The 23,098-nt window shown below is 70.5% G+C and carries 17 protein-coding genes; 6 read left to right on the top strand and 11 right to left on the bottom strand.

What is annotated here, in order from left to right:
• Positions 1-64: 64 nt before the first annotated feature.
• The 6 genes from DCE93_RS05855 to infC form a co-directional block, all read right to left on the bottom strand.
• Positions 65-925, bottom strand: a complete 861-nt coding sequence (locus DCE93_RS05855; RefSeq protein WP_108595057.1) for a glutamate ABC transporter substrate-binding protein — start codon at positions 923-925, stop codon at positions 65-67.
• 52 nt (positions 926-977) lie between these two features.
• Complete coding sequence (locus DCE93_RS05850) at positions 978-1,766, bottom strand: amino acid ABC transporter ATP-binding protein (protein WP_108595056.1); 789 nt, start codon at positions 1,764-1,766, stop codon at positions 978-980.
• A gap of 56 nt (positions 1,767-1,822) precedes the next feature.
• Positions 1,823-2,635 carry a TrmH family RNA methyltransferase gene (locus DCE93_RS05845; RefSeq protein ID WP_108595055.1) on the bottom strand — a complete coding sequence of 271 codons (813 nt, stop codon included), beginning with the start codon at positions 2,633-2,635 and terminating at the stop codon, positions 1,823-1,825.
• A 79-nt stretch (positions 2,636-2,714) separates the two neighbouring features.
• Positions 2,715-3,101, bottom strand: coding sequence for a 50S ribosomal protein L20 (gene rplT / locus DCE93_RS05840; RefSeq protein WP_056657885.1), 387 nt, complete (start codon positions 3,099-3,101; stop codon positions 2,715-2,717).
• Positions 3,102-3,133: 32 nt separating this feature from the next.
• Positions 3,134-3,328: a 50S ribosomal protein L35 gene (gene rpmI / locus DCE93_RS05835; RefSeq protein ID WP_055858832.1), complete on the bottom strand. Its 195-nt coding sequence runs from the start codon at positions 3,326-3,328 to the stop codon at positions 3,134-3,136.
• 55 nt (positions 3,329-3,383) lie between these two features.
• Positions 3,384-4,004 (bottom strand): translation initiation factor IF-3, encoded by a 621-nt coding sequence (gene infC, locus DCE93_RS05830; RefSeq protein WP_108595054.1) that lies wholly within the window; start codon positions 4,002-4,004, stop codon positions 3,384-3,386.
• Positions 4,005-4,266: 262 nt separating this feature from the next.
• Here infC and DCE93_RS05825 point away from each other — a divergent pair, with 262 nt between their 5' ends.
• Positions 4,267-4,617 (top strand): DUF1844 domain-containing protein, encoded by a 351-nt coding sequence (locus tag DCE93_RS05825; RefSeq protein WP_108595053.1) that lies wholly within the window; start codon positions 4,267-4,269, stop codon positions 4,615-4,617.
• An 8-nt stretch (positions 4,618-4,625) separates the two neighbouring features.
• Here the strand turns inward: DCE93_RS05825 and DCE93_RS05820 are convergent, their stop codons facing one another.
• From DCE93_RS05820 to DCE93_RS05805, 4 genes are all read right to left on the bottom strand, one after another.
• On the bottom strand, positions 4,626-5,402 hold the full coding sequence (locus tag DCE93_RS05820; RefSeq protein WP_108595052.1) for a DNA-formamidopyrimidine glycosylase family protein: 777 nt from the start codon (positions 5,400-5,402) through the stop codon (positions 4,626-4,628).
• A complete protein-coding gene (locus tag DCE93_RS05815) occupies positions 5,389-9,987 on the bottom strand; it encodes an ATP-dependent helicase (protein ID WP_108595051.1) in 4,599 nt (1,532 codons plus the stop codon). Before DCE93_RS05815 ends, DCE93_RS05820 begins: the two co-directional genes overlap by 14 nt.
• A 57-nt stretch (positions 9,988-10,044) precedes the next feature.
• Entirely contained in the window at positions 10,045-11,457 is a 1,413-nt protein-coding gene (locus tag DCE93_RS05810) for a pyridoxal phosphate-dependent decarboxylase family protein (RefSeq protein ID WP_108595050.1), read from the bottom strand.
• Between the two features lie 101 nt (positions 11,458-11,558).
• On the bottom strand, positions 11,559-13,085 hold the full coding sequence (locus tag DCE93_RS05805) for an alpha/beta hydrolase (RefSeq protein WP_108595049.1): 1,527 nt from the start codon (positions 13,083-13,085) through the stop codon (positions 11,559-11,561).
• Positions 13,086-13,260: 175 nt separating this feature from the next.
• Here DCE93_RS05805 and DCE93_RS05800 point away from each other — a divergent pair, with 175 nt between their 5' ends.
• From DCE93_RS05800 to DCE93_RS05780, 5 genes are all read left to right on the top strand, one after another.
• Positions 13,261-15,075: an Hsp70 family protein gene (locus tag DCE93_RS05800; RefSeq protein ID WP_108595048.1), complete on the top strand. Its 1,815-nt coding sequence runs from the start codon at positions 13,261-13,263 to the stop codon at positions 15,073-15,075.
• On the top strand, positions 15,072-17,624 hold the full coding sequence (locus DCE93_RS05795) for a helix-turn-helix domain-containing protein (RefSeq protein ID WP_108595047.1): 2,553 nt from the start codon (positions 15,072-15,074) through the stop codon (positions 17,622-17,624). Before DCE93_RS05800 ends, DCE93_RS05795 begins: the two co-directional genes overlap by 4 nt.
• A gap of 226 nt (positions 17,625-17,850) precedes the next feature.
• Entirely contained in the window at positions 17,851-19,023 is a 1,173-nt protein-coding gene (locus DCE93_RS05790) for an IniB N-terminal domain-containing protein (protein ID WP_108595046.1), read from the top strand.
• Positions 19,024-19,113: 90 nt separating this feature from the next.
• Complete coding sequence (locus DCE93_RS05785; protein WP_244284247.1) at positions 19,114-21,045, top strand: dynamin family protein; 1,932 nt, start codon at positions 19,114-19,116, stop codon at positions 21,043-21,045.
• Positions 21,042-22,628, top strand: coding sequence for a dynamin family protein (locus tag DCE93_RS05780; protein WP_108595045.1), 1,587 nt, complete (start codon positions 21,042-21,044; stop codon positions 22,626-22,628). Before DCE93_RS05785 ends, DCE93_RS05780 begins: the two co-directional genes overlap by 4 nt.
• Here DCE93_RS05780 and DCE93_RS14410 read toward each other — a convergent pair.
• Positions 22,512-22,991 (bottom strand): hypothetical protein, encoded by a 480-nt coding sequence (locus DCE93_RS14410; protein ID WP_146184945.1) that lies wholly within the window; start codon positions 22,989-22,991, stop codon positions 22,512-22,514. The two genes, DCE93_RS05780 and DCE93_RS14410, sit on opposite strands and share 117 nt — an antisense overlap.
• Positions 22,992-23,098: the final 107 nt, after the last annotated feature.

Here is a 23,098-nt window from a genome sequence, read left to right as displayed (position 1 = left end):
TCTCCGTTCCGGTCAGTAGGGGTGGGACGCGTCCCGGGCGATGCCCGCCCGGGACGCGCACCGATCAGTAGCGGTCGACTGCCGGCGGCTCGACGAAGGGCAGCACGGTTCCGGCGGTGGAGTTCCACGCCTCCTCGTAGCGGCCGTCTTCGTAGGCCTCCTCGAGGACGTCGTTGATCCAGTTGCGGAATTCGGTGTCTTCGAGCGCGAGGCCGATGCCGTAGGGCTCTTCGGTGAAGGGCTTGCCGACGATCTTGAACTCGCCCTCGTTCTGGGCGGCGAGGCCCGCGAGGATGACGTTGTCGGTCGACACCGCGACCACCTGGCCGCTGCGCAGCGGCTCGAGGCAGTTGGTGTACGTGTCGGTCTCGATGACCTCGGCGCCGAGCTCCTTCAGGTTCGCGGCAGGCGTGGAACCGGTGACCGAGCACACGGGCTGCCCGACGAGGTCTTCTTCGCTCTTGATGTCGTCGTTGTCGGCGAGCGTCAGGATCGACTGACCGGCCAGGTAGTACGGCCCGGCGAAGGAGACGACCTCTTTGCGCTTGTCGTTGATCGTGTACGTCGCCACGACGATGTCGACCTGGCCGTTCTCGATGAAGGGTTCGCGGTTGGCCGAGACCGTCTCGGTCCACGTGATGTTCTCTTCATCGATGCCGAGCTCGGATGCGACGATCTTGGCGATCTCGACATCGAAGCCCTCGGGGGCACCCGACGGGCCCTTGAGGCCGAAGAGGGGCTGGTCGAACTTCGTGCCGATGGTGATCTCGCCGGCCTCGGCGAGCTTCGCCATGGTCGTTCCGGCTTCGAAGGTGGGCGCCGGCTCAGCCGACGGCTCAGCCGTGTCGCCGCCGCCGGCGCAGCCGGCGAGGGCGAGCGCCGACACCGCGGCGGCCGCGACGAGTGCCATTCTCATGCGTTTCATGTCTCTGCCTCTTCCTGTGTGATGGTTCCTCGCCGCTCGTGGCAGCGCAGGTCTAGTGTTCGAGGATCTTCGAGAGGAAGTCCTTCGCCCGGTCGGACTTCGGGTGGTCGAAGAACTCGGCGGGCGTCGCCTCTTCGACGATCTTGCCGTCGGCCATGAAGAGCACCCGGTCGGCCGCCTTGCGGGCGAAGCCCATCTCGTGCGTGACGACGATCATGGTCATGCCGTCTTTGGCGAGGCCGACCATGACGTCGAGCACCTCGTTGATCATCTCGGGATCGAGGGCGCTCGTCGGTTCGTCCATGAGGATGAGCTTCGGGTTCATCGCGAGGGAGCGGGCGATCGCCACGCGCTGCTGCTGGCCGCCCGAGAGCTGGGCCGGGAGCTTCTTGGCCTGGTTTGCCACGCCCACTCGCTCGAGGAGCTCCATCGCCTTCGCCTCGGCGTCTTTGCGCGACATCCGCTTGACCTTGATCGGCGCGAGCGTCACGTTCTCGAGCACCGTCTTGTGGGCGAAGAGGTTGAACGACTGGAACACCATGCCGACGTCGGCGCGGAGCTTCGCGAGTCCGGCCCCCTCGTCGGGCAGCTTCTGGCCGTCGATCGCGATCGAGCCGGAGTCGATGGTCTCGAGCCGGTTGATCGCCCGGCAGAGCGTGGACTTGCCCGAACCGCTGGGCCCGATCACGACGACGACCTCACCGCGGTTCACGACCGTGTTGATGTCGTTCAGCACATGCAGGTCGCCGAAGTGCTTCTCGACGTGATCGATGACCACGAGTGGCTCGCCGCGACGAACCGAGATGTTGGAGGTCGGCGGGGCGGGCTGAGTGGACTCCATACCCCCAAAACTAGGGGGATCCGGGGCTCAGCATCAAGCCACGGCCAGGTGGTTATCTAACCGTGATGCGCGCTGCGCTGCGCGAAGGCGCTCTCGTAGAGGCAGACGGATGCCGCGGTGGCGAGATTCATCGACTCTGCGTGGCCGTAGATGGGCACCGTCACGACACGGTCGGCGAGCTCGAGCTGCTCGGCGGGCAGGCCCCTGGCCTCGTTGCCGAACAGCCACGCCGTCGGCCCCGCGAGGACGCCGTCGTTGCGCGCGGCGAGCAGATCGTCGCCCTTCACGTCGGCGGCGAGCACCGTGAGCCCCGCCGCGCGGGCACGCACGAGCACGTCTTCGAGCTCGGCGCCGATGGCGACCGGGAGGTGGAAGATGGAGCCGGTCGAGGAACGCACGACCTTCGGGTTGTACAGGTCGACGGTGCGACCGGTGAAGATGACCGCGTCGGCGCCCGCGGCGTCGGCCGCGCGCACGATCGTGCCGGCGTTGCCCGGATCGCGCACCTCTTCGAGGATGGCCACGAGCTTCGGACCCGCCGCGAACACGTCTTTCACTGCGGTCGGGAACTGCCGGCAGACGGCGATGAACCCCTGCGGCGTCACCGTGTCGGCCATCGAGTCGAGCACCTCTTCGGTGACGAACTCGACCTCGACGTCGGCCGCTGCGGCAGCGTCGGCGATCTCGCCGTAGCGCTCGAGTGCACTGGGTGTGGCGAACAGCTCGATGACGAGCTGCGGCCGGAACGTCAGCGCCTCGGCGACCGCCTGCGGACCCTCGAGCAGGAACAGGCCGCTCTCGACTCGAGCCGCCTTCTTGGCGAGCTTCGCGACGGCGCGGACGCGCGGCGACCGGGGATTCTCGAGCATGGCTCCAGTCTATTGCCGGGATGCGGAACGGCCCGGCACCACGAGGGTGCCGGGCCGAACGAATGCGGAAGGACGCTGCTTACGCGGCGGTCTTCGGGGCCGAGGTGTCGGCCGGGAGGGCCTTCTTGGCCGACTCGACGAGCGCGGCGAACGTCGCGGGCTCGTTGACCGCGAGGTCGGCGAGGATGCGACGGTCGACCTCGATGCCGGCCAGGCCGAGACCCTGGATCAGACGGTTGTAGGTGAGGCCGTTCGCACGCGACGCCGCGTTGATGCGCTGGATCCAGAGGCGACGGAAGTCGCCCTTCTTCTGACGGCGGTCGCGGTACGCGTAGACGAGCGAGTGGGTGACCTGCTCCTTCGCCTTGCGGTACAGACGCGAACGCTGGCCGCGGTAACCCTCGGCGCGCTCGAGGATGACCCGGCGCTTCTTGTGGGCGTTGACCGCCCGCTTCACTCTTGCCATGACTCTGTTTCTTCCTTAACGGGTCTCGCGGCTCAGCGGCCGAGAAGCTTCTTGATGACCTTGGCGTCGGGGGCCGACACGACCTTGTCCTGGTTCAGACGGGCCTTGCGCTTCGAGGCCTTGACCTCGAGGTTGTGGCGCATACCGGCCTGCTGCTTCTTGATCTTGCCGCTGCCGGTGATCTTGAAGCGCTTCTTGGACCCGGAGTGGGTCTTCTGCTTCGGCATCTCGTATTTCTCCTTGGTTCTGCCGTCACGCTGGTGACGGACGGGGGTGTTTGGCTCAGCCCTCTACGGGCTCGGCCGTCTGCGCGTCACCCTCGGCCGGGGCATCCGCCGCCGGTCGGGACTTCGACGCAGCACGCTGTGCGTTCGCCTCGGCCTTGGCCTCGGACTTGTTCTTCAGCGGCGCGATGACCATGACCATGTTGCGGCCGTCGATCGTGGGGTTGTGCTCGACCGTGCCGAACTCCGCCACGTCTTCCGCGAAGCGCTGCAACAGGCGGACGCCCATCTCGGGGCGCGACTGCTCGCGACCGCGGAAGAGGATCATCGCCTTGACCTTGTCGCCGGTCTTGAGGAAGCCGATGGCGCGCTTCATCTTGGTCTCGTAATCGTGCTTGTCGATCTTGAGACGGAACCGCACCTCTTTGAGGATGGTGTTCGCCTGGTTGCGCCGGGCCTCTTTCGCCTTCTGCGCAGCCTCGTACTTGAACTTGCCGTAGTCCATGATCTTCGCGACCGGCGGCTTCGAGTTCGGAGCGACCTCGACGAGATCGAGATCGGCCTCCTGCGCGAGCCGCAGGGCCACCTCGATCTTCACGACGCCGACCTGCTCTCCGGCTGGCCCCACGAGACGAACCTCGGGGACGCGGATACGGTCGTTGGTACGGGGATCGCTGATGCGTGTTCTCCTCTACTCAAGCGTTTCGCTCGGCCGGGAGGCGGTTGCCGCCCGACGACGAAAGGAGAAATCCACGCATTCGCACACGGAATCCCACCGTGCACCTCATGCGGCACCCTGCCTACTCCCCCGTCTTGCGACGTGAGAGCGGAGTGCAATCGACCCGGTAACCTTGATGAAGCGGTATGCGCGGGTGGGAGAATCTCCACTTTCGTACCGGGGTGAAGCCCCGGAGCCCGAAGCAGTCTAACAGAGGAAGTCCGTGAACAGTAGTTCAGACGAGACCAGCGTCGAGGGCGCCACCCGCGACATCGCCGAGGTGCCCGCGGTCGAGATCATCACGACCGCCGCCGTGCACCTCATGAGCGCCGCGGCCGTCAAGGTCGGGCTCGCAGAAGACCCCGACGAACAGATCGACCTCGACGAGGCGCGCAAGCTCATCAACGCGCTCGCAGGGCTCATCACCGCCGGCGCACCCGAGATCAGCGACATGCACGCGCGCAGCCTGCGCGACGGGCTGCGGTCGCTGCAGCTCGCGTTCCGCGAGGCGTCGGTCATTCCCGACGCGATCGGACAGGGCCCCGGCGAGAAGTGGACCGGCCCGGTCACCTGACCCGCGCCCTACCGCTGGCATTTCGGGCACCACCAGCTCTCGCGCAGTTCGAGCGCGTTGCGCCCGAGGCGGCCGTGCTCGATGCGCGTGCCGCAGCGACGGCAGGCCTCGCTGGCGCGCCCGTACACCCAGAGCTGACGGCCGCGGTGCGTGTCGCCCGTCGTCGTGCGCACCGCACGCTCGCGGTTCGCACGCATGACCCGGCTCGCGAGGTCGACGAGCGGCTCGAGATCGACGTCGGCGACGGGTCGCGTCGGCAGGATGCCGCGGAGGAAGCAGAGTTCGTTGACATAGACGTTTCCGAGGCCCGCGAGGTGGCGTTGCTCGCCGAGGGCGACCGCGATCGGCATCTCGGGCGAGCTCGAGAGGCGGCGTACCGCCTCGAGCGCGCTCCACTCCGCACCGAGCAGATCGGGGCCGAGGTACGAGAGACGCTGCGCCTCTTCGCCCGCCGGGAAGATCTCGAGGGTGCCGAGCTCGAAGCCGACGGCCGAGGCATCCGGCACCTCGATGATCGCGCGCGCCTGCCAGGCGGGGCGTCGCCAGGGCTCGCCGAGGCGGAACACGCGCCACTCCCCCTCCATCTTGAGATGCGAGTGCACGACCTGGCCACCGATGCGCATGAGCAGGTGCTTGCCGCGACTGGCCACCGAGTGCACCGGTTCGCCGGCGAGGTCGACCGTCGCGAAGGCGGGCACGCGGAAGTCGGAGCGGGTCACGGTTCGCCCGGCGAGCACGGCATCGAGCGCTCTCGCCGCGCGGAAGACGGTGTCACCCTCGGGCATCGAAGCGGAGCCCCCGTGGTGTCTCGCGGAACCCGGCGCTGCGCAGGGGCCGGTCGAGCGGCGACCCGAACACCGGCGCCCCGTTCACCGTCTCGACGCGCAGGCGCTCGGACCGCCCACGCGACAGCGCCGCGGCGAGCGCCGTCGTCGCCGCCGCCAAGACCTCGGCGTCGTCGGTGAACACCAGCGTGGTGCGTCCGCCGCGTTCGAGGTAGAGCACCGCCTCGCCGTCGACGATCGCGACGAACGCCCCGGCCTTGCGCGCCGGACGGTGCGTGCCGTCGCCGATGGAGTCGGGCCAGTCGAGTGCGGCGCCGAACGGATTGGCGGGATCGGTCGCTGCGAGGGCGACGGCCTCGCCCTTGGGTGCGGCGCGAAGCCGATCGACCGCGGCACCCGTCGCGAACTGCGCACCGCCCTGCCCTTCGATGAAGTAGCCGCGCCGCACCCGCCCGGAGTCCTCGAACCCCGAGAGTGTGCGGTACGCGAGCGCGAAGCCGCCGAGGTGGCCCTCGGCGACCACGGAACCCCGGGTGACGACGCCGTATCGCTCGAGCAACGCCTCGCCGAGCGCGTGCGCACGCGGGGTCGCTGCGGCGCTCGCGAGCGGCAGCACCGACCAGCGCCCCGCGGCACGCGGCGGGTTGGCGCGTGCCGCCGCGGTGCGCCCGGCCTGCACGGTCGCGGCGAGCGAGCGCCGGGACAGCGACCCCGCGCGGAGCCGGGCCCGCGGTGTCGGCGCCGTCGTCTTGTGCGCTCCGCCGCCGGTGAGCATGCCGCGCACCGGCGCGAAGGTGTCGTTCGTCACGAGCCCGGCCCAGACCAGGCGCCACAGGGCGTCGGCGAGCGCGCGGTCGTCTTCGGACCCGACGGCCTCGGCGAGCTGGCGGAAGAAGAACCCTCCGCCCCCGCCGAGCACTGCGATGAGCTCGGACTCGAGCGGGTCGAGCGGGGCGGTCGCCGGCGGGGGCAGGGTGAGCTCCGCGACCTCGGTCAGGTGCAGGCTGATCCACCCGTCGTCGCCGGCGAGCGACCCGGACCCGGCCCAGAGCACCTCACCGGCCCCGGTCAGCTCGTCGAGCATGCCCGGGCGGTAATCGGCCACGCGTGCGGGAAGCACGTAGGCCTCCCACGCCGATGCCGGGACGCGCGCGCCCTCGAGCTGCTCGATCACCGCGGCGACGCCGTCGACCCCGGTGAGTCGACCGCCGACGTGCTGCCACGCCGGCAGGAATCGCGCGAACTCGCGCGACTCGACCGGCTCGACCTCGTTGCGGAGTACCGCGAGCGACCGCCGACGGATGCGCCGCAGAACACCGCTGTCGCACCACTCCATGCCGGAACCGTGCGGCAGGAACTCCCCCTCGACCACCCGGCGTTCGCCGCCGAGCCTCGCGAGGGCGGCGGATGCCACGACCTGACCGATGCCGAACCGCGCCGCCACTGCGTGCGCCGTGAACGGCCCATGGGTGCGCGCGAAGCGAGCGACGAGGTCGCCGAGCGGATCGCGGACCGGCTCGCCGAACACCTCGGGCAGACCCGGCGGGATCGGCACCCCGAGCGCGTCACGCAGCCTGCTGACGTCTTCGACCGCGACGAACCACGACTCGCCGGCGAAGCGCACTTGCGCAGCGCGGCGCGTCTCGACGAGCGAGGCCAGCGCGACCGCCGCATCGGTCTCGTCGTCGACTCGTGCAGCCACTTCGGCCTCCGTGAGCGGCCCGAGGTCGCTGAGCAGGTCGGCGACGCCCTCTTCGCCGCGCGCGACCCGGTCTGGATGGAGGCGCTGGAGCATGCGCTCGACCTCGTCGACGACCTCGGGGTCGAGAAGCTCCCGCAGCTCGACGGTGCCGAGCAGTTCGGCCAGCAGCGCCGGGTCGAGCGAGAGCGCGGCCGCCCGCCGCTCGGCGAGCGGGGCATCGCCCTCGTACATGAAGGCGCCGACGTACCCGAAGAGCAGGCTCGAGGCGAACGGACTCGGCGACTCGGTCGTGACCTCGACGAAGCGCAGCTCGCGGCGCTCGATGCGTTCGGCCAGCCGCGTGAGCGCGGGCAGGTCGTACACGTCTTGCAGGCATTCGCGCACGGCCTCGAGCACGATCGGGAAGTCGGGGAAGTCGCGGGCGACCTCGAGCAGCTGCGAGGCGCGCTGCCGCTGCTGCCAGAGCGGAGACCGCTTGCCAGGATGCGTGCGGGGCAGGATGAGGGCTCGTGCCGCACACTCGCGGAACCGCGCGGCGAACAGCGCCGAGCCGCCGACGTTCGCCGTGACGAGCTCGGCGAGCTCGGCGGGTTCGAAGGCGAAGAGCTCGGCTCCGGGCGGGTCGTCGCCGGTGTCGGGCATGCGCAGGACCACGCCGTCGTCGCTCGCCACAGCGCCCGCGTCGACACCGCTCTGCTCGCGGACCCGCGCACCGATGGCGAGCGCCCACGGTGCGTGCACGCGCATGCCGTAGGGCGAGTGGAGCACGATGCGCCAGTCGCCGAGCTCGTCGCGGAACCGCTCGACGACGAGGTTCGTGGCATCGGGAACCACCCGGGTCGCCGCCCGCTGGTCGTCGATGAACTTCACGAGATTGGTCGCCGCACGCTCGTCGAGGCCTGCGGCACGGCTGCGAACGAGGGCGTCGGAGGTGGGTGCTCCGGCGAGTTCGGCGATGAACTCGCCGATCGCCGCCCCGAGCTCGGCGGGCCGGCCGATGCCGTCGCCCTTCCAGAACGGGAGGCGCCCCGGCTCGCCGAACGCGGGCGCCACGAGCACCCGATCATGCGTGATCTCTTGAATGCGCCAGCTCGTCGCGCCGAGCGCGAACACGTCGCCGACCCGCGACTCGTAGACCATCTCTTCGTCGAGTTCACCGACCCGGCGACCCGGGCCGGCCTCACCGACCATGAACACCCCGAACAGGCCACGATCGGGGATGGTGCCGCCGCTCGTGACCGCGAGGCGCTGGGCGCCGCGGCGACCCACGATGGTGCCGGCATCGCGGTCCCACACGATGCGGGCGCGCAGTTCGCCGAAGCGGTCGGACGGATACCGGCCCGCGAGCAGGTCGAGCGTGGCATCGAACGCCGAGCGCGGCAGCGCGGCATAGGGCGCTGCCCGGCGCACGAGCTCGAACCACGCCTCGACGTCCCACTCGTCGAGCGCCGTCGCGGCGATGGTCTGCTGGGCGAGCACGTCGAGCGGATTGGCGGGGATGCGCAGCTCTTCGATCGCCCCGCCGATCATCCGCTCGGCCACGACCGCCGAATGCAGCACGTCGGCGCGGTGCTTCGGGAAGATGAGGCCCTTCGACACTTCGCCGACCTGATGGCCGGCACGACCGAGCCGCTGAAGTCCGCTCGCCACCGACGGCGGCGACTCGACCTGCATCACGAGGTCGACCGCGCCCATGTCGATGCCGAGCTCGAGGCTCGACGTCGCCACGACGCAGCGCAGCCGCCCCGACTTGAGGTCGGCCTCGACGAGGGCGCGCTCCTCTTTGCTCACCGAGCCGTGATGCGACCGCGCGATCACCGGCGGGGCACCGCCGGTGATGCCCGAGGCGCCGACGGCCTCAGCGGGCGAATGCCGCGCGATCGCGCCGCCGCGGGCAGGCACGGGCAGACCCGCATCGAGCGCGGCGGATGACGCGGCATCCGCCGCACCGAATGCACCCGCCTCGGCGAGCACCTCGGCCGCGACCGCCTCCCGCTCGGCCCACAGTTCGTTGAGCCGAGCGGTCAATCGTTCGGCGAGACGGCGCGAGTTCGCGAACACGATCGTGGAGCGGTGCGCGAGCACCTCGTCGAGGATCGCCTCTTCGACATGCGGCCAGACGCTGCCCGAGCTCGTCTCGCCGGCGAGGTCGGAGAGGTCGTCGACCGGCACGGTGACGCGCAGGTCGAAGCGCTTGCCCGAGGCGGGAGCGACGATGGTGACGGGCCGCGTGCCGCCGAGGAACCGGGCGACCTCTGCATGGGGTCGCACCGTGGCTGAGAGCCCGATGCGCTGCACGGGCCGGGCTGTGAGCTCGTCGAGCCGTTCGAGCGAGAGTGCGAGATGCGAGCCGCGCTTGGTGCCGGCGAGGGCGTGGATCTCGTCGACGATGACCGTCTGCACGCCCCGCAGCGTCTCGCGCGCCGCCGACGTGAGCATCAGGAAGAGCGACTCGGGCGTCGTGATGAGGATCTCGGGCGGTCGGGTGACCAAGGAGCGACGCTCGGACGGCAGTGTGTCGCCCGAGCGAACGCCGACCGACACCTCGGGCACCTCGAGCCCGTGCGCCGCCGCGGTGCGGGCGATGCCGACGAGCGGCGCGCGGAGGTTGCGCTCGACGTCGACGCCGAGCGCCTTGAGCGGTGAGAGGTAGACGACGCGTGTGCCCGTGGTCTTCGCATCGGCGCCCTCGTGATGCAGGCGGTCGATCGCCCACAGGAACGCCGCGAGGGTCTTGCCCGAGCCGGTAGGGGCCACCACGAGAGAATGATCGCCCCGCGAGATGGCCTCCCAAGCCCCCTGCTGCACGGTCGTGGGCGCGGCGAAGGACTCGGTGAACCACGCCCGCGTCGCGGGCGAGAACGCGTCGAGCGGCTGCGCCATGTCTCCATTCAAGCGGATGCCACCGACGTGGCGGCCTTCTCGCGCCCTCTACCCGGGTCAGCCGGTCGAACGCACCTCGTCGAGCGCCCGCGCGACGGCCGCCACCGTGCGGGAGACCTGCGAGGCATCCGTGCCCCAATTGCTCACCGAGAAGCGCACCACCGCCCGATCGCGCCAGCGCGAGGTCATGGCGAGCACCTCGCCGTCGCTCCAGAGGCGTTCGCTGAGCGCCGCCGTCGCGCGATCGTCGTCGAGCGCGATGCAGACCTGGGTGAAGACGACGTCGTTCAGCACCTCCACGCCGGGCAGCCGGCCCACGCCGTCGGCGATGCCGCGCGCGGCATCCGCCAGTCCGTCGACGAGACGCGCGACCCCCGTGCGCCCGAGCGAGCGCAGCACCGCCCAGGTGGGGATGCCTCTGGCGCGACGCGAGAGCTCGGGAACCTTCTCGTGCGGTTCGGCGCCGAACCTGGTCGCCTGGAGGTAGCTCGCCTGCACGCTGAGCGCCCGGTGCATGGCACGCCCGTCTCGAACGATGGCGATGCCGCAGTCGTACGGCACGCTGAGCGTCTTGTGCGCGTCGGTCGACCACGAGTCGGCTCCGGCCATGCCCGTGACGAGGTGGCGAAGGCTGGGCGACGCGGCCGCCCAGAGGCCGAAGGCACCGTCGACGTGCACCCACGCGCCGGCCTCGTGCGCCACGGCGACGGCCGCCGCGAAATCATCGAACGCGCCCGAGTGGATGTTGCCGGCCTGCAGCAGCACGATCGCCGGGCCCGATCCGCTCGCGAGCTCCTGCCGCAACGCGTCGACACGGATGCATCCCTGCTCATCGGAGGCGACCACCGTGGGCGAGCCGAGTCCGAGGTAGCGGCCGGCGAGATCGACGGTGCCGTGGCGTTCCGCGCCGACGATGAAACGGATGGCCGGCCCTCCGGCCAGGCCCGCGGTCTCCACGTCCCACCCGGCCCGCCGGAGCACCTCGTCGCGCGCGGCCGCCATGCAGCTGAACTGCGCCGTCGTGGCGCCGGTCGTGAATCCGACCTCGCTGTCGGCGGGCAGCCCCAGCAGGTCGACCAGCCACTCGCCCGCGAGCTCCTCGACCGCGACCGCTCCGGGCGTGATCGTGCGCAGCCCGGTGTTCTGGTCCCACGCCGAGACGAGCCAATCGGCCGCGAGCGCGACCGGCTGCGTACCGCCGATCACCCAGCCGTAGAAGCGCGGCGAGCCGGTGGCGATCAGTCCGGGCTCGACCCCCTCGGCGAGCCGCTCGATCACATCGGCGGCGGGCTCACCCGACTCCGGCAGGGAGCGCCCCAGGCGGTCCTTGACCTCGTCGGATCCGATCCGCGGCGGGATGGGGCGCTCCCGGATGCCCGACAGCCAGGCCCTGGCCTGCCGCGCGGCGACGTCGAGGGGCGCGTCGTAGCCCGGGTCGCCATCGGGGTGCCGGTCGTGCGAGAACACCATGGGACACCTGATTCCCGCGCGTCCGGACGCGCCTCCTCGATTCTGCTCCGGCAGCGGCACGGGGTCAACGACGTCGACGACGACGCGGACGCGGACGCGGTTCAGCACAGCACGTCGGCCGGCGGCACGACGCCGTCGATCAGGTACTGCTCCACCGTCGCATCCACACACGCGTTGCCCTTGTTGAACGCGGTGTGCCCGTCGCCCTGGCGGGTGACGAGGATGCCGCTCTCGAGCTGCGAGGCGACGGCGACGGCCCACTGGTATGGGGTCGCGGGGTCGTTGGTCGTGCCGAGCACGAGGATGGGCGCGGCGCCGGTGGCGGTGACGGGAGCGGGCACGTTCGCCGAGTGGAACGGCCACGACAGGCACGAGAGGTCGCCATAGGCGAGGTAGGGGCCGAGGTACGGCGCCGCGACCGTCAGCGCCTTGCCCTGCTCCTTCATCACGGACACGCTGTTCTGCGCCGGGTAGTCGAGGCACCTGACCGCACGGTACGCCTCGAACAGGTTGCCCGTGTACGCCCCGTCTGGCGTGCGGCCGTAGTAGCCGTCGACCAGGGTGAGTGCGAACTCGGGTTGCCCGGCGAGGACCGCGGTGAACAGCGTGTCGAGCGCCGGCCACGCCTCCGGGGTGTACAGCGGGGCCGCGATGGCGACGAGCAGGGTGTCCGCGCCGACCGATCGCCCGTCGGTCGACGGGATGGGTTGTTTCGAGACGGCATCGAGGATGCTGCGCACCGTCGCCATCCCGTCGTCGACCGTGCCCTGGAACGGGCAGGTCGCCGCGGGCATGCAGGCGGCGAGGTACGCGCGGAGGGCCGTCTCGAGGCCCTGTGCCTGGGCGAGGGCGATCTGCGCGTCGCCGAGGCTCGGGTCGATCGCCCCGTCGAGCACGAGTCGACCCACCTTGTCGGCGTGCATCCCCGCGTAGATCGTGCCCAGGTACGCGCCGTAGGAGTATCCCAGGTAGTCGAGCTGCTCCTCGCCGAGCACGGCGCGCAACAGGTCGAGGTCATGGGCGGCGCTCACGGTGTCGACTTCGGCCAGCAACGGTCCGGTGTCGGTCAGGCACGCCTGCCCCAGCGAGTGCGTGAGCTCGTTCTGGCGGGTCAGCCAATCGTTGCTTCCCCGCGCACCCGGCGTGACGCCGTACAGCACGTCGTCGAGCTCCTCGGGCTCGAGGCACGACACTGCGGTGGACCGCCCGACGCCGCGCGGGTCGAAGCCGACGATGTCGTACCGGTCCTGCACGGCCTCGGTGACGGCGACGTCGATGGATGACGCGACGAAGTCGTACCCCGATACTCCGGGTCCGCCCGGATTGAGCAGCAGCGACCCGGCCTTCTCCTCCTCGGCAGGCTGGCGGATGAGGGCGAGCTCGATGTCGCCGGCGGACGGCTGGTCCCAGTCGAGCGGCGCCCGTGCCGTGGAGCAGAGGAACTCGCCGCAGGGATCCCAGCGCAGCACCTGCGAGTAGAACGGCTCGAGCGCGGAGTCGACGTCTTCCGGTACCGGCGTGGACTCGTCCACGACAGGGAAGAACAGCGACATCCCGCAGCCGCCCGACCCGGCCGTGAGCGCGATCGCCGCCGCGATCGCGAGCATCACCCTCGGTGCGTGTTCCATAGAGCCCAAGTCTCTCCGCGCGCGAGCACCAGCTCGGCCCAGGTGCATCCTCGGGCGACCCACGACGGAAGTCAACCCCGTTGAGATTCCCGCCGACGCGAGGGATACTCAACTTAGTGCGTGCTCCCCGGACCTGCCCGAGCGCCCGGCGAACCGCACTCTGAGGGGACGAGCCATGGGAACCTCTTTCGTGCTCGGAATCGACGTGGGCACGACCTTCACCGCTGCCGCGATCGGCCGGCGTCGGCCCGACGGCTCGGTCGAGGTCGAACCGCTCGAACTGGGTTCGCGCCGCACCGCAGTGCCGACCGTCGTCTTCCTCGGCGAGGATGGCGGGGTCCTCGTCGGCGAGGCGGCCGAGCGTCGAGCCATCGAGCAACCCGATCGGGTCGTGCGCGAGTTCAAGCGCCGCGTCGGCGACCAGACGCCCATCATCGTCGGCGACCTCCGGGTCGCCCCAGAGGACATCTTCGCCGTGCTGGCGGAATGGGTCGTCGAGCGCGCCCGGCAGCATGAGGGCGCGGAACCGGCGGCCATCGCCGTCTCGCATCCCGCGGCGTGGGGCGACCACCGACTCCAGCTGATCCGAACGGCGCTCGCCGGCGTGGGACTCGGCGACATCGAGCTCGTGAGCGAGCCCGAGGCGGCCGGGCTCCACTACCTCGACCGTGAGAAGCTCGCCGACGGACAGGCGGTCGCCGTCTACGACCTCGGCGGCGGCACGTTCGACGTCGCGCTCCTTCGCATGCACGGCGACGACTTCCGACTCATCGGAGTTCCCACCGGCATCGAGCACCTCGGCGGCGCCGACTTCGACCAGCGCATCTTCGAGCATGTGAAGTCGCTCGCGGGTGAGGCGATCCTCGGCATCGACGAAGCCCGGCCCGATGATGCACTCGCCCTCGCGCGCATCCGCCGCGACTGCACCGAGGCGAAGGAGGCGCTGTCGTTCGACGCCGAGACCGTCGTACCGGTACTCATGCCCGCCGCTCACGCGCGGGTGCGCATCGTGCGTTCGGAGTTCGAGCAGATGATCGACGCCGACCTGCGGCGCACGTTCGAATCGCTGCGGTCGGCGGTCGCCGATGCCGGACTCGAACCCGACGACCTCTCGACGGTTCTGCTCATCGGCGGCTCGTCGCGGATCCCCGCGGTGGCCGAGCTGATCTCGTGCGAGCTCGGCTTGCCCGTTGCCGTCGACGCCGACCCCAAAGCCTCGATCAGCCTGGGTGCGGCCGTCGCCGCCTCACGCCGACTCGCCCCCCTGCCCGCACCGGCGGCCGTCCCCGACGACGCGTCGGGTTCCGCGGATTCGACGGCTTCGGGAGCACTGCCCGCTCCCGGGGCGCCGATCGCCGCTGCAGCCGAGCTGCGCGCACCCCGGATGTCGGTCGGCCTCCGTGCGACCATCCTCGCGGGCGTCGCCGCCGCGATCATCGCGGTCGTGATCCCCATCACCCCGCTCACCGTCGGGACCCTGGAGCAGCCGGAGGGCGAGCCGACCGGCAGTTCGAGCGCTCGCCCGAACGCGGCAGCTGCCGGCGGATACGTGGCCGGCGCCGCGCCGCTCGTCCAAGCCGTGACCGACCCGGTGTTCCAGAAGGACGCGGCGGAGCCAGGTCAGGGCACGCCGGAGGCGGATGCGTCTCCCCCGAGCTACCGGCCGTTGTCACCGGCGAACGACGGCACCGGTGCGGCCACCCCACCGTCCTCGGCGACCGATCCGGGAGCCCCCGGACCCGCGCCGGATTCTCCGCCGCAGCAAGCCGCGGATCCGCCAGCAGACCCGGCGCCCGACCCGGCGCCGAACCCCGACCCAGCCCCGGCCCCGGCCCCCGACCCGGCGCCCGACCCGGCGCCGCAACCCGTGCCCGACCCAACGCCCGAGCCCGAACCGGTGTCCGATCCTCCGCCAGAACCGGACCCTGTGACCGATCCGGCTCCCGATCCTGCGCCGGACCCGACGGAGCCGCCGCCCCCCGCGCCATGACGCCCGCGCTCTCGTGGACGGAAGGTCGGATCGAGGACACCGTCGGAGGGGAGGACGCCGCAGCGCTTCTGCGCGAGTTGATCGACGGTCGCGCGCCCATCCGCGCCGGCATCACCGGACCGGGAGGTGCGGGCAAGTCGACGCTCCTGCATGAGCTGGCGGTGGCACTGCGCGCTGCGGGCGTCGAGGTGGTCACCGGCGTCGACGATCGCACGAACGCCGAGAACTGCACCCAGGGCACGACGCTCCTCGTCGACGACGCGGAGCACCTCAGCGACGACGAGGCGTCGGCGCTCACGAGCCTCGTCCGCGCCGACGGACCGCACATCGTCCTCGCGTTCCGGCCGTGGCCTCGCTCGGATGCGGTGGCCAGGCTCGTGGATCGATTCGGCAGGGAGCGGCCCCACCTCGTGCTGCAGTACCTCTCCGTCCGCGGCATCCGTCGGTGGGCCAGGGTTCTGCTCGGCGACGAGCTCCCCGACGAGGAGGTGCAGCGCGTCCTCGATCTCACGGGCGGCAGTCCTCGTTTCGTGGACCATGTGCTCCTCGCCCTGCGCGACGACGGCTGGGACCTGCGCGCGACGACTCCGCTTCCCGCCACTGCGCTGGAACGCCTCCGCCATCGAGTCGACCGTCTCGACCCGGAGCTTCGCGACTTCATCGTCGCCCTCGCAGTCGGATTCTCGGCGTCCGGACCAGCCCTCGCGATGTCGGCCAGATTCGCCGGATCCGACCTCCGCGAGTTGATGACGGCCGCACGGGCGTCGGGGGTCGTCTCACCGGACGGGGCCCTGCTGCCCATCGCGCGGATCACCGTCCTGCAGAGCACCCCGGCGCACGAGCTGTGGCCGATCCAGCGCGAACTGGTCGATGCCGTCGAGGCGGCCGGCGTTCCGCTCGGCGACACCGCGGTGGAGCTCGCCCGCCACGGATTCCGGGACCCGCGCGTCGCCGAGGCGCTCCGCTCCCACGCCGACGACGCGCTGCCCACAGAGCCCGTCGAGGCGTGGCACCTCTACGCCGCATGCATCGAGGCGGGGTCGGACGTCGGCGCCCTCGCCGGACGTCGGGCTCAGGCCGCGTGGTCCGCCGGAGATGTGCGAGCGGCCGAGCGTCTGCTGGACGGCGTCCTCACTCCCGGTGAGCACCCCGACCTGCCTCGGGTCATGAAGGTCGCCGGGGCGGTCTGGGCGAGGAAGGGGATGCTGCGCCGAGCCGCCGACGCCTACGCCGGCCTCGCCGAGACCGCGGACCCGACGGCCGCGCCACTCGCAGCGATGACCCTGGCGATGCTCGGCGAACCGGAGCGGTCACGGTCGATCCTGGCGATGGCGCCCGAGATGGAGTACCCGACGTCATCGCAGCTTGCCGTCTCCCTCACTGCGGAGGGGATCCTCGATGCGCTCGAGGGCGCGCCCGATCGCGGCCTGTCGGCACTCCTCCAGGCTTCCAGCCTCATGAACGAGTCCGACGAATCCGTCGCCCTGCCCGAAGTGCCCGCCGTGCTCGCGGCGCACGTGGCGCTGAACGCCGGCGAGCTCGGCATCGCCGTCGAGGCCCTGCGTTCCGCGACGGATGCCGCACAGGGCGGCCCTGCGTTCCGGAACCGACTCCGCCTGACGCACGCACTGGTGGCACTGCGGGCCGACGATCCCGCGCGCGCCCGCGCACTCCTCGAGACAGCCACCTCCTCGCATCGTCCGCTCGGGCTCCGCGACGAGGTCCTCGCCCATTCGGTGCGCATCGGGCTGGCTCGCCGTACCGACGACCTCGCGACTCTCGTCCGCGCGTGGAACGGCGCACGCCAGACGGTGGTGCGCATGCCGATCGACCTCACCGCCCTTCCCGCCCTCGCGGAGCTCGCGATCGCGGCAGCCCGGCTGCACGAGTCGCACTTCGTCGCGGAACCTCTCGAGCGCGCATGGGCGTTGCTCGACGGTCTCGGCCGGGCCGCCTCGTGGTCGACGAACCTCCACTGGGCAGCGGTGCAGGCCGCGATCCTGCGCAACGACGGTTCCGATCTGGCCGCCCACTCGACGGCACTCCGCGATCATGGCGAGGCCGATCGCGTCGCGAGCCGTCTCGCGGAGGCGGGTGACGTGTGGGCCTCCGCACTCGCGGGCGACGTCGACCTGCCGACGGTCGAGCACGCGGTGCGAGACCTCGCACTGGCCGGGTATCCGTGGGATGCGAGCCGTCTCGCCGGCCACGCCGCCGCCCGAGCCGCCGACCACCAGGACACGCTCCGACTGCTCGCCGTCGCGCGCCACCTGCATCCCGAAGGCTCGATGCTCGACGCGCAGCGCGAGCAGGTCGAAGGAGTGGATGCGCGCCATGACGACGGGACGCTGAGCCCACGTGAGCGCGAAGTGGCGCGACTGGTGCTGGAGGGCAGAACCTACGCGGAGATCGGCGCGAGCATCTACATCTCGCCGCGCACGGCCGAGCATCACATTGCGCGCATCCGCCGGCGCCTGGGCGTGACCACGCGATCGGATCTGCTCGCACGTCTGCGCGTCGTCCTCGACGACGAGGACGACGCTCGATAGGTCGCGTCATGCCCGCCTCACCCCCGACCCCGCAGCTCACCCCCTGGTGCAGACCCCTACTCCCATGCCGCACCCCCTATCGCCCGGACCGCTCAACCCCCGATGGGACGGCGGAAGGCGGGGGCAGCGCCCCGATGCCGACTCGTTCGAGACGCGGGAGCCTTCATAGTGACGGCCGGCACTGACGTCGGCCGTCGAACTCGGACTTGATGAGGGGACACAGATCATGGCAAACATCACGACAGCACTGCTCGACTTCCTGATGGGCTTGCTGCAGAGCCCGCAGGCGGGCGAGGAGTTCGCAGCGGACCCTGACGCGGCGCTGCACCACGCGGGCCTCGACGACATCTGCGAAGCAGACGTCGACGCGGTCCTTCCTGTTGCGCTCGACTTCTCGCCGGTCGGCAACCGCGAGTACGACACCGGCGGCAACTCCATCGACAACACCGTCTGGAGTGGCGGCGGCCACGGTGGCGGCGGTCACGGTGGCGGCGGTCACGGTGGCGGCGGCGGCAGCTGGGGCGGCGGCGGTGACGGACACCACGACGGTGGCGGTCACCACGACGGCGGTCACCACGACGGCAGTCACCACGACGGCAGCGACTTCGCCGCGGCGAAGGCCAAGCTGCTCAGCGTCGTGAACAACTTCTCGTACATCGACGACCGTGACGTGATCAACGACCAGTCGACCAACACCGCCATCTGGGCGGAGGACAGCATCGTCGGCGTCCACAACGAAGGCGAGAACACCGCGACCAACGTCGGCGACGCCAGCATGGTCGCCACGACAGGCGGAACGATCATCGCCGGCAACACGGAGTACGACCTCGAGGTCGATATCGAGGACTCGTTCAACGAGGAGAACGACGTCGAGATCGAGGACTCGTTCAACGACAACTCCGACAACTCGACCGACAACTCCACGAACGTGGTCGTTGAAGACTCGTTCAACGAAGACAACTCGACCGAAGTCGACATCGAGGAATCGTTCAACGAGACCGACACCGAGGTGGACGTGGACATCGAGGATTCGTTCAACGAGGACAACTCGGTCGACAACTCGACGAACACCGACGTCGAACTCGACGTCGACGTCGAGGACTCGTTCAACGAGGACAACTCGGTCGACAACTCGACGAACACCGAGGTCGAGGTCGAGGTCGAGGACTCGTTCAACGAGGACAACTCGACGAACACCGACATCGAGGTGGAGGACTCGTTCCAGGCGAACGACAACACGGTGGTCGAGGACAACGTCGTCGTGAACGACTCGTTCCAGACCGAGACCGACGTCGACGTGGAAGTGGAGGACTCGTTCCAGGCGAACGACAACTTCAGCGACAACGCCGTGGAGACCGGCCCTGGCGACCAGGCCGCCGACAACGACATCGCCCCTTGATGCACATTCCACGGCCCTCGTTCGGCCCGGCACGGATCCCGACCGTGCCGGGCCGAGCCCACGCCGGTTGCGGCACCTGAGCGGACGCGAATGGGCAACGCATCGATGGATCAGCTCGTCGGCCTCGTCGACCAGGGCATCGCTCTGGCCGGCAGCGGCGATCGGGCCGACCTGCGGAGGCGACTCGAGCAGACGAAGGACCGCCTGCTCGATCCGAGCATCCGGGTCATCGTCGTCGGCGAGTTCAAGCAGGGCAAGAGCCAACTGGTGAATGCCCTGGTCAACGCGCCGGTGTGTCCGGTCGACGACGACATCGCGACGGCGGTCACCACGAGCGTCCGCTACGGCGAGCACGCTGCGGCGTTCGTGCTCTCGCAACGATCGAGCTCGGGGACGATCGAGTCCGGCGGGCGAGTCGAGCGCACCGAGGTGGCGGTCCGCGAGCTGGCGCAGTTCGTCTCGGAGCGTGCCGTTCCCCTCCCCGATCGCGAGGTCACGGGCGCGGAGGTCCTGCTCCCCCGCAAGCTCCTCCGCAGCGGGCTCACGCTGATCGACTCACCCGGCGTCGGCGGCCTCACCTCTGCCCACGCACTCACGACGCTCGCTGCGCTCCCCTCAGCTCACGCCATGCTGTTCGTGTCGGATGCGTCGCAGGAGTACACCGAGCCCGAGGTCCAGTTCCTCCGTCACGCGATGCGCATCTCCCCCAACGTGGCCTGCGTGCTGACCAAGACCGACCTGTACCCGCAGTGGCGGCGGGTCGAGGAGCTGAACCGCGCCCATCTCGCCGCCCTCGACCCGGCGATCCGGCTGTTCCCCGTCTCATCCCAGCTCCGGCTGACCGCAATCGGTTCCACGGACTCCGAGCTCAACGAGGAGTCCGGCTTCCCCGAGCTGCTCTCGTACCTCCGACGCGACATCGTGGGCAACGCGGAGCTCCTCCAGCGCCGATCCACCGCGAGCGACCTCCTGTCGACGACCGACCACGTGCGCCTCGCCATCGATTCCGAGTTGAGCGCGCTCCAGAATCCCGAGCGCACGCCGGAGATCGTGGCGCAGCTGGAGGCCACGAAGGGGCGCGCCGATGAGCTTCGAAGGATCTCGTCACGCTGGCAGGTCTCGCTGAACGACGGGGTGACCGATCTCATCGCCGACATGGAGCACGATCTGCGCGATCGGATGCGCTCGATCCAGCGCGATGCCGAGGATTCGATCGACGAGGGCGACCCCGGGCCCGTCTGGGACCAGTTCGTCGAGTGGTTCGAGAAGCGCGTCTCAGCGGCCGTGACCGACACGTTCGTCTGGACGCAGGAGCGCGCCACCTGGCTCTCGGAACGAGTGGCGCGGTACTTCACCGAAGACGAGGTCGCCCTCCCAGTCATCGACGTGGATGACACGCGCGACGTCCTCGACACCGTCGGAACGGTCGCCGAGCTCGACGCGGGCCGGCTCGGTGCGGCCCAGAAGTTCTACATCGGCCTCAAGGGGTCCTACGGGGGCGTCCTCATGGTGGGCATCATCACCAGCATCGTCGGGATGTCGCTCATCAACCCGCTCTCACTGGCGGCGGGCGCCGTGATCGGCCGGAAGGCGTACAAGGACGATGCCGAGGCCCGGTTGCAGCGACGGCAGAACGAGGCGAAGACGCTCATCCGGCGCCAGGTCGACGAGATCATCTTCCAGGTCGGGAAGCAGTTGCGCGATCGCCTGAGGATCGTGCAGCGCACCACGCGCGACCACTTCACCGCGATCGCCGACGAGCACCACCGCTCGCTCGCGGACTCGGTGCTCGCGGCGCAGAAGGCGGCCACGATGTACGCGACCCAACGCGACCAGCGAGTCACCGCGCTGCGGAAGGAGCTCGAACGCGTCGATGCGCTCACGAAGCGCGCACGCCTCGTCACGACGGGAGCCTCGGGAGGCGCGGCCGGAGGAACCGACCAGACGGCTTCTCCGGCCGACCGGCCACCCGCGTCGGCCGTCGCGGCGCCGCGCCCCTCGGTCGGGACGGCGCCGAAGTGACGCTCAGCGTGCTCGACGAGACGCGGGCACTGCTCGATGCCGCCGCCGCGGAGTATCGCGACGATGAAGACGCACAGCGGCACCTCCGTGCGCACGCCGACCGGCTCGCCGAGCCGCTTCGGGTCGCCATCGCGGGCATGGTCAAGGCCGGGAAGTCGACACTGCTCAACGCGATCATCGGCGAGGAGATCGCCCCGACCGACGCGGGCGAATGCACGAAGGTCATCACCTGGTACCGGCATGGGGCGACGCCGCGGATCACGATGCACCTTCGATCAGGAGACACGAGGCTCCTGCCGGTGCGGCGAGACGCCGGGCAGCTGGCCATCGACCTGGGGCCGACGCCCGCCGACGAGGTGCAGCGGATCGACGTCGAGTGGCCGTCGAAGCGGCTCGAAGACGTGACGCTCATCGACACCCCGGGCATCGCGTCGCTCTCCGCAGCCGTCTCTGCACGGTCGGCGGCGTTCCTCACCCCGGCGGATTCGCCTTCGGAGGCGGACGCCATCATCTATCTGATGCGCCACCTCCACACGGCCGACCTCGGATTCCTCTCGGCCTTCCACGACACGTCGGTCGGCACGTCCAGCACCGTCAACGCCATGGCGGTGCTCTCCCGGGCCGACGAGATCGGAGCCGGACGCATCGATGCACTGCTCTCGGCGCGCACGATCGCCGAGCGTTACCGCACGGACGGAGCCCTGCGCTCGCTCGCGCTCGACGTCGTGCCGATCGCCGGCCTCCTGGGGCAATCGGCGCGGACGCTGCGCCAACGCGAATTCGACGCACTTCGGCAGGTGGCGCGCCTCGGCCGCGAGGCCCGCGAGCGGTTGCTCGTCTCCGTCGACCGGTTCGTCCGGGCGGACGCCGGCATCGAGGTCTCCGCCGAGGACCGCGAACTGCTCCTCGAACGCTTCGGTTTGTTCGGCATCCGGATGTCGGCCGTCGCCATTCGCTCCGGGTTCGACGACTCGACCGAGTTGGCCGACGAGCTCTACCGCCGGAGCGGCATGGAGGAACTGCTGCGGCTCGTGTCCGACCAGTTCCGGTCGCGATCGGATGCGTTGAAGGCTCGCGCCGCCCTCGCCGCCATCAGGACGCTGCTCGACCGTCGGCCCACACGACACGGCCCCGAGCTCGCGAGCGCGGTCGAACGCCTCGAAGCGAACGCGCACGAGCTCCGCGAGCTGGCCGCGCTCTCGAATGCCCGCACCGTCGGTCTCTCCCTTCCGCGCGCGGACGCGGCGGAAGCGGAGCGCCTGATCGGCGGATCCGGAACATCCTCGGCACGCCGATTGGGACTGCCCGACGGCGCCTCGCCCGACGAACTGCGCACGGCTGCGACCGACGCACTGCGCCGGTGGCGCGGGATGGTCGGAAGCCCGCTGCTCGACCGGGCGGCCCTCGAGGCGAGTCAGGTGGTGATCCGCTCCTGCGAGGCCCTCGTGATGGGCGTCGCACCGTCCTCAGTCGAGCGCCGCCACCTGCGCCTCGTCCTTCATCCGGAACCAGCGGTTGGCCGACGGGACGACGCACAGCACCCAGGCGACGACGGCGAGCGCGAGGCCGGCCAGGATCAGTAGCTGGATGGCGACTGCCCAGTCCCCGATGGCGAGGAAGGCCGATGCCACGAGCACGACGCCCGTGTGCAGGGCCAGAACGGGCAGCTGCCACCACCGCGCTCCACCGCGGCGGCCGAGGAGCGACCCGAGCAGCACCGCTTCGATCGCGACCACCAGCGCGAGCCCGACGATGCTCGCCCAGTAGATGAGTCGGACCATCGAGTCGACCTCGGTCTGCTCGTAGCCCGGGGCGAGTCGGCCGAGCGTCTCCGTGAGGTCCGCGATGAGAGTGTCACGCGCCAGGAACGCGATGAGCACCGCCCCTCCGCTGAGCACGAAGCTGAGCACCCACAGCGCCCGCGCACTCCTCACCGCGCCGGGCATGGGAATCTTGCGCAGCACCGGTGGCCTGTCTGCGGCGTAGGACATCGGAGGCCGTGCCGGCGGCGGCACCTCGTCATCCGCGCGGCGGGGCGGCGCCGATGGCTCCA

This window comes from Agromyces badenianii (genome assembly GCF_003070885.1).
GTDB classification, from domain to species: Bacteria; Actinomycetota; Actinomycetes; order Actinomycetales; family Microbacteriaceae; genus Agromyces; species Agromyces badenianii.
This window is presented reverse-complemented; position numbering and strand designations above follow the sequence as displayed.

What these genes read in the sequence shown, in the direction of transcription:
- DCE93_RS05785 (WP_244284247.1), top strand. Translation starts at nt 19,114, where the DNA reads ATGGGCAACGCATCGATGGATCAGCTCGTCGGCCTCGTCGACCAGGGC.
- DCE93_RS05790 (WP_108595046.1), top strand. Translation starts at nt 17,851, where the DNA reads ATGGCAAACATCACGACAGCACTGCTCGACTTCCTGATGGGCTTGCTG.
- DCE93_RS05800 (WP_108595048.1), top strand. Translation starts at nt 13,261, where the DNA reads ATGGGAACCTCTTTCGTGCTCGGAATCGACGTGGGCACGACCTTCACC.
- rplT (WP_056657885.1), bottom strand. Translation starts at nt 3,101, where the DNA reads ATGGCAAGAGTGAAGCGGGCGGTCAACGCCCACAAGAAGCGCCGGGTC.
- DCE93_RS05795 (WP_108595047.1), top strand. Translation starts at nt 15,072, where the DNA reads ATGACGCCCGCGCTCTCGTGGACGGAAGGTCGGATCGAGGACACCGTC.
- DCE93_RS05815 (WP_108595051.1), bottom strand. Translation starts at nt 9,987, where the DNA reads ATGGCGCAGCCGCTCGACGCGTTCTCGCCCGCGACGCGGGCGTGGTTC.
- DCE93_RS05820 (WP_108595052.1), bottom strand. Translation starts at nt 5,402, where the DNA reads ATGCCCGAGGGTGACACCGTCTTCCGCGCGGCGAGAGCGCTCGATGCC.
- DCE93_RS05805 (WP_108595049.1), bottom strand. Translation starts at nt 13,085, where the DNA reads ATGGAACACGCACCGAGGGTGATGCTCGCGATCGCGGCGGCGATCGCG.
- DCE93_RS05855 (WP_108595057.1), bottom strand. Translation starts at nt 925, where the DNA reads ATGAAACGCATGAGAATGGCACTCGTCGCGGCCGCCGCGGTGTCGGCG.
- rpmI (WP_055858832.1), bottom strand. Translation starts at nt 3,328, where the DNA reads ATGCCGAAGCAGAAGACCCACTCCGGGTCCAAGAAGCGCTTCAAGATC.
- DCE93_RS05850 (WP_108595056.1), bottom strand. Translation starts at nt 1,766, where the DNA reads ATGGAGTCCACTCAGCCCGCCCCGCCGACCTCCAACATCTCGGTTCGT.
- DCE93_RS05810 (WP_108595050.1), bottom strand. Translation starts at nt 11,457, where the DNA reads ATGGTGTTCTCGCACGACCGGCACCCCGATGGCGACCCGGGCTACGAC.
- DCE93_RS05845 (WP_108595055.1), bottom strand. Translation starts at nt 2,635, where the DNA reads ATGCTCGAGAATCCCCGGTCGCCGCGCGTCCGCGCCGTCGCGAAGCTC.
- DCE93_RS14410 (WP_146184945.1), bottom strand. Translation starts at nt 22,991, where the DNA reads ATGCCCGGCGCGGTGAGGAGTGCGCGGGCGCTGTGGGTGCTCAGCTTC.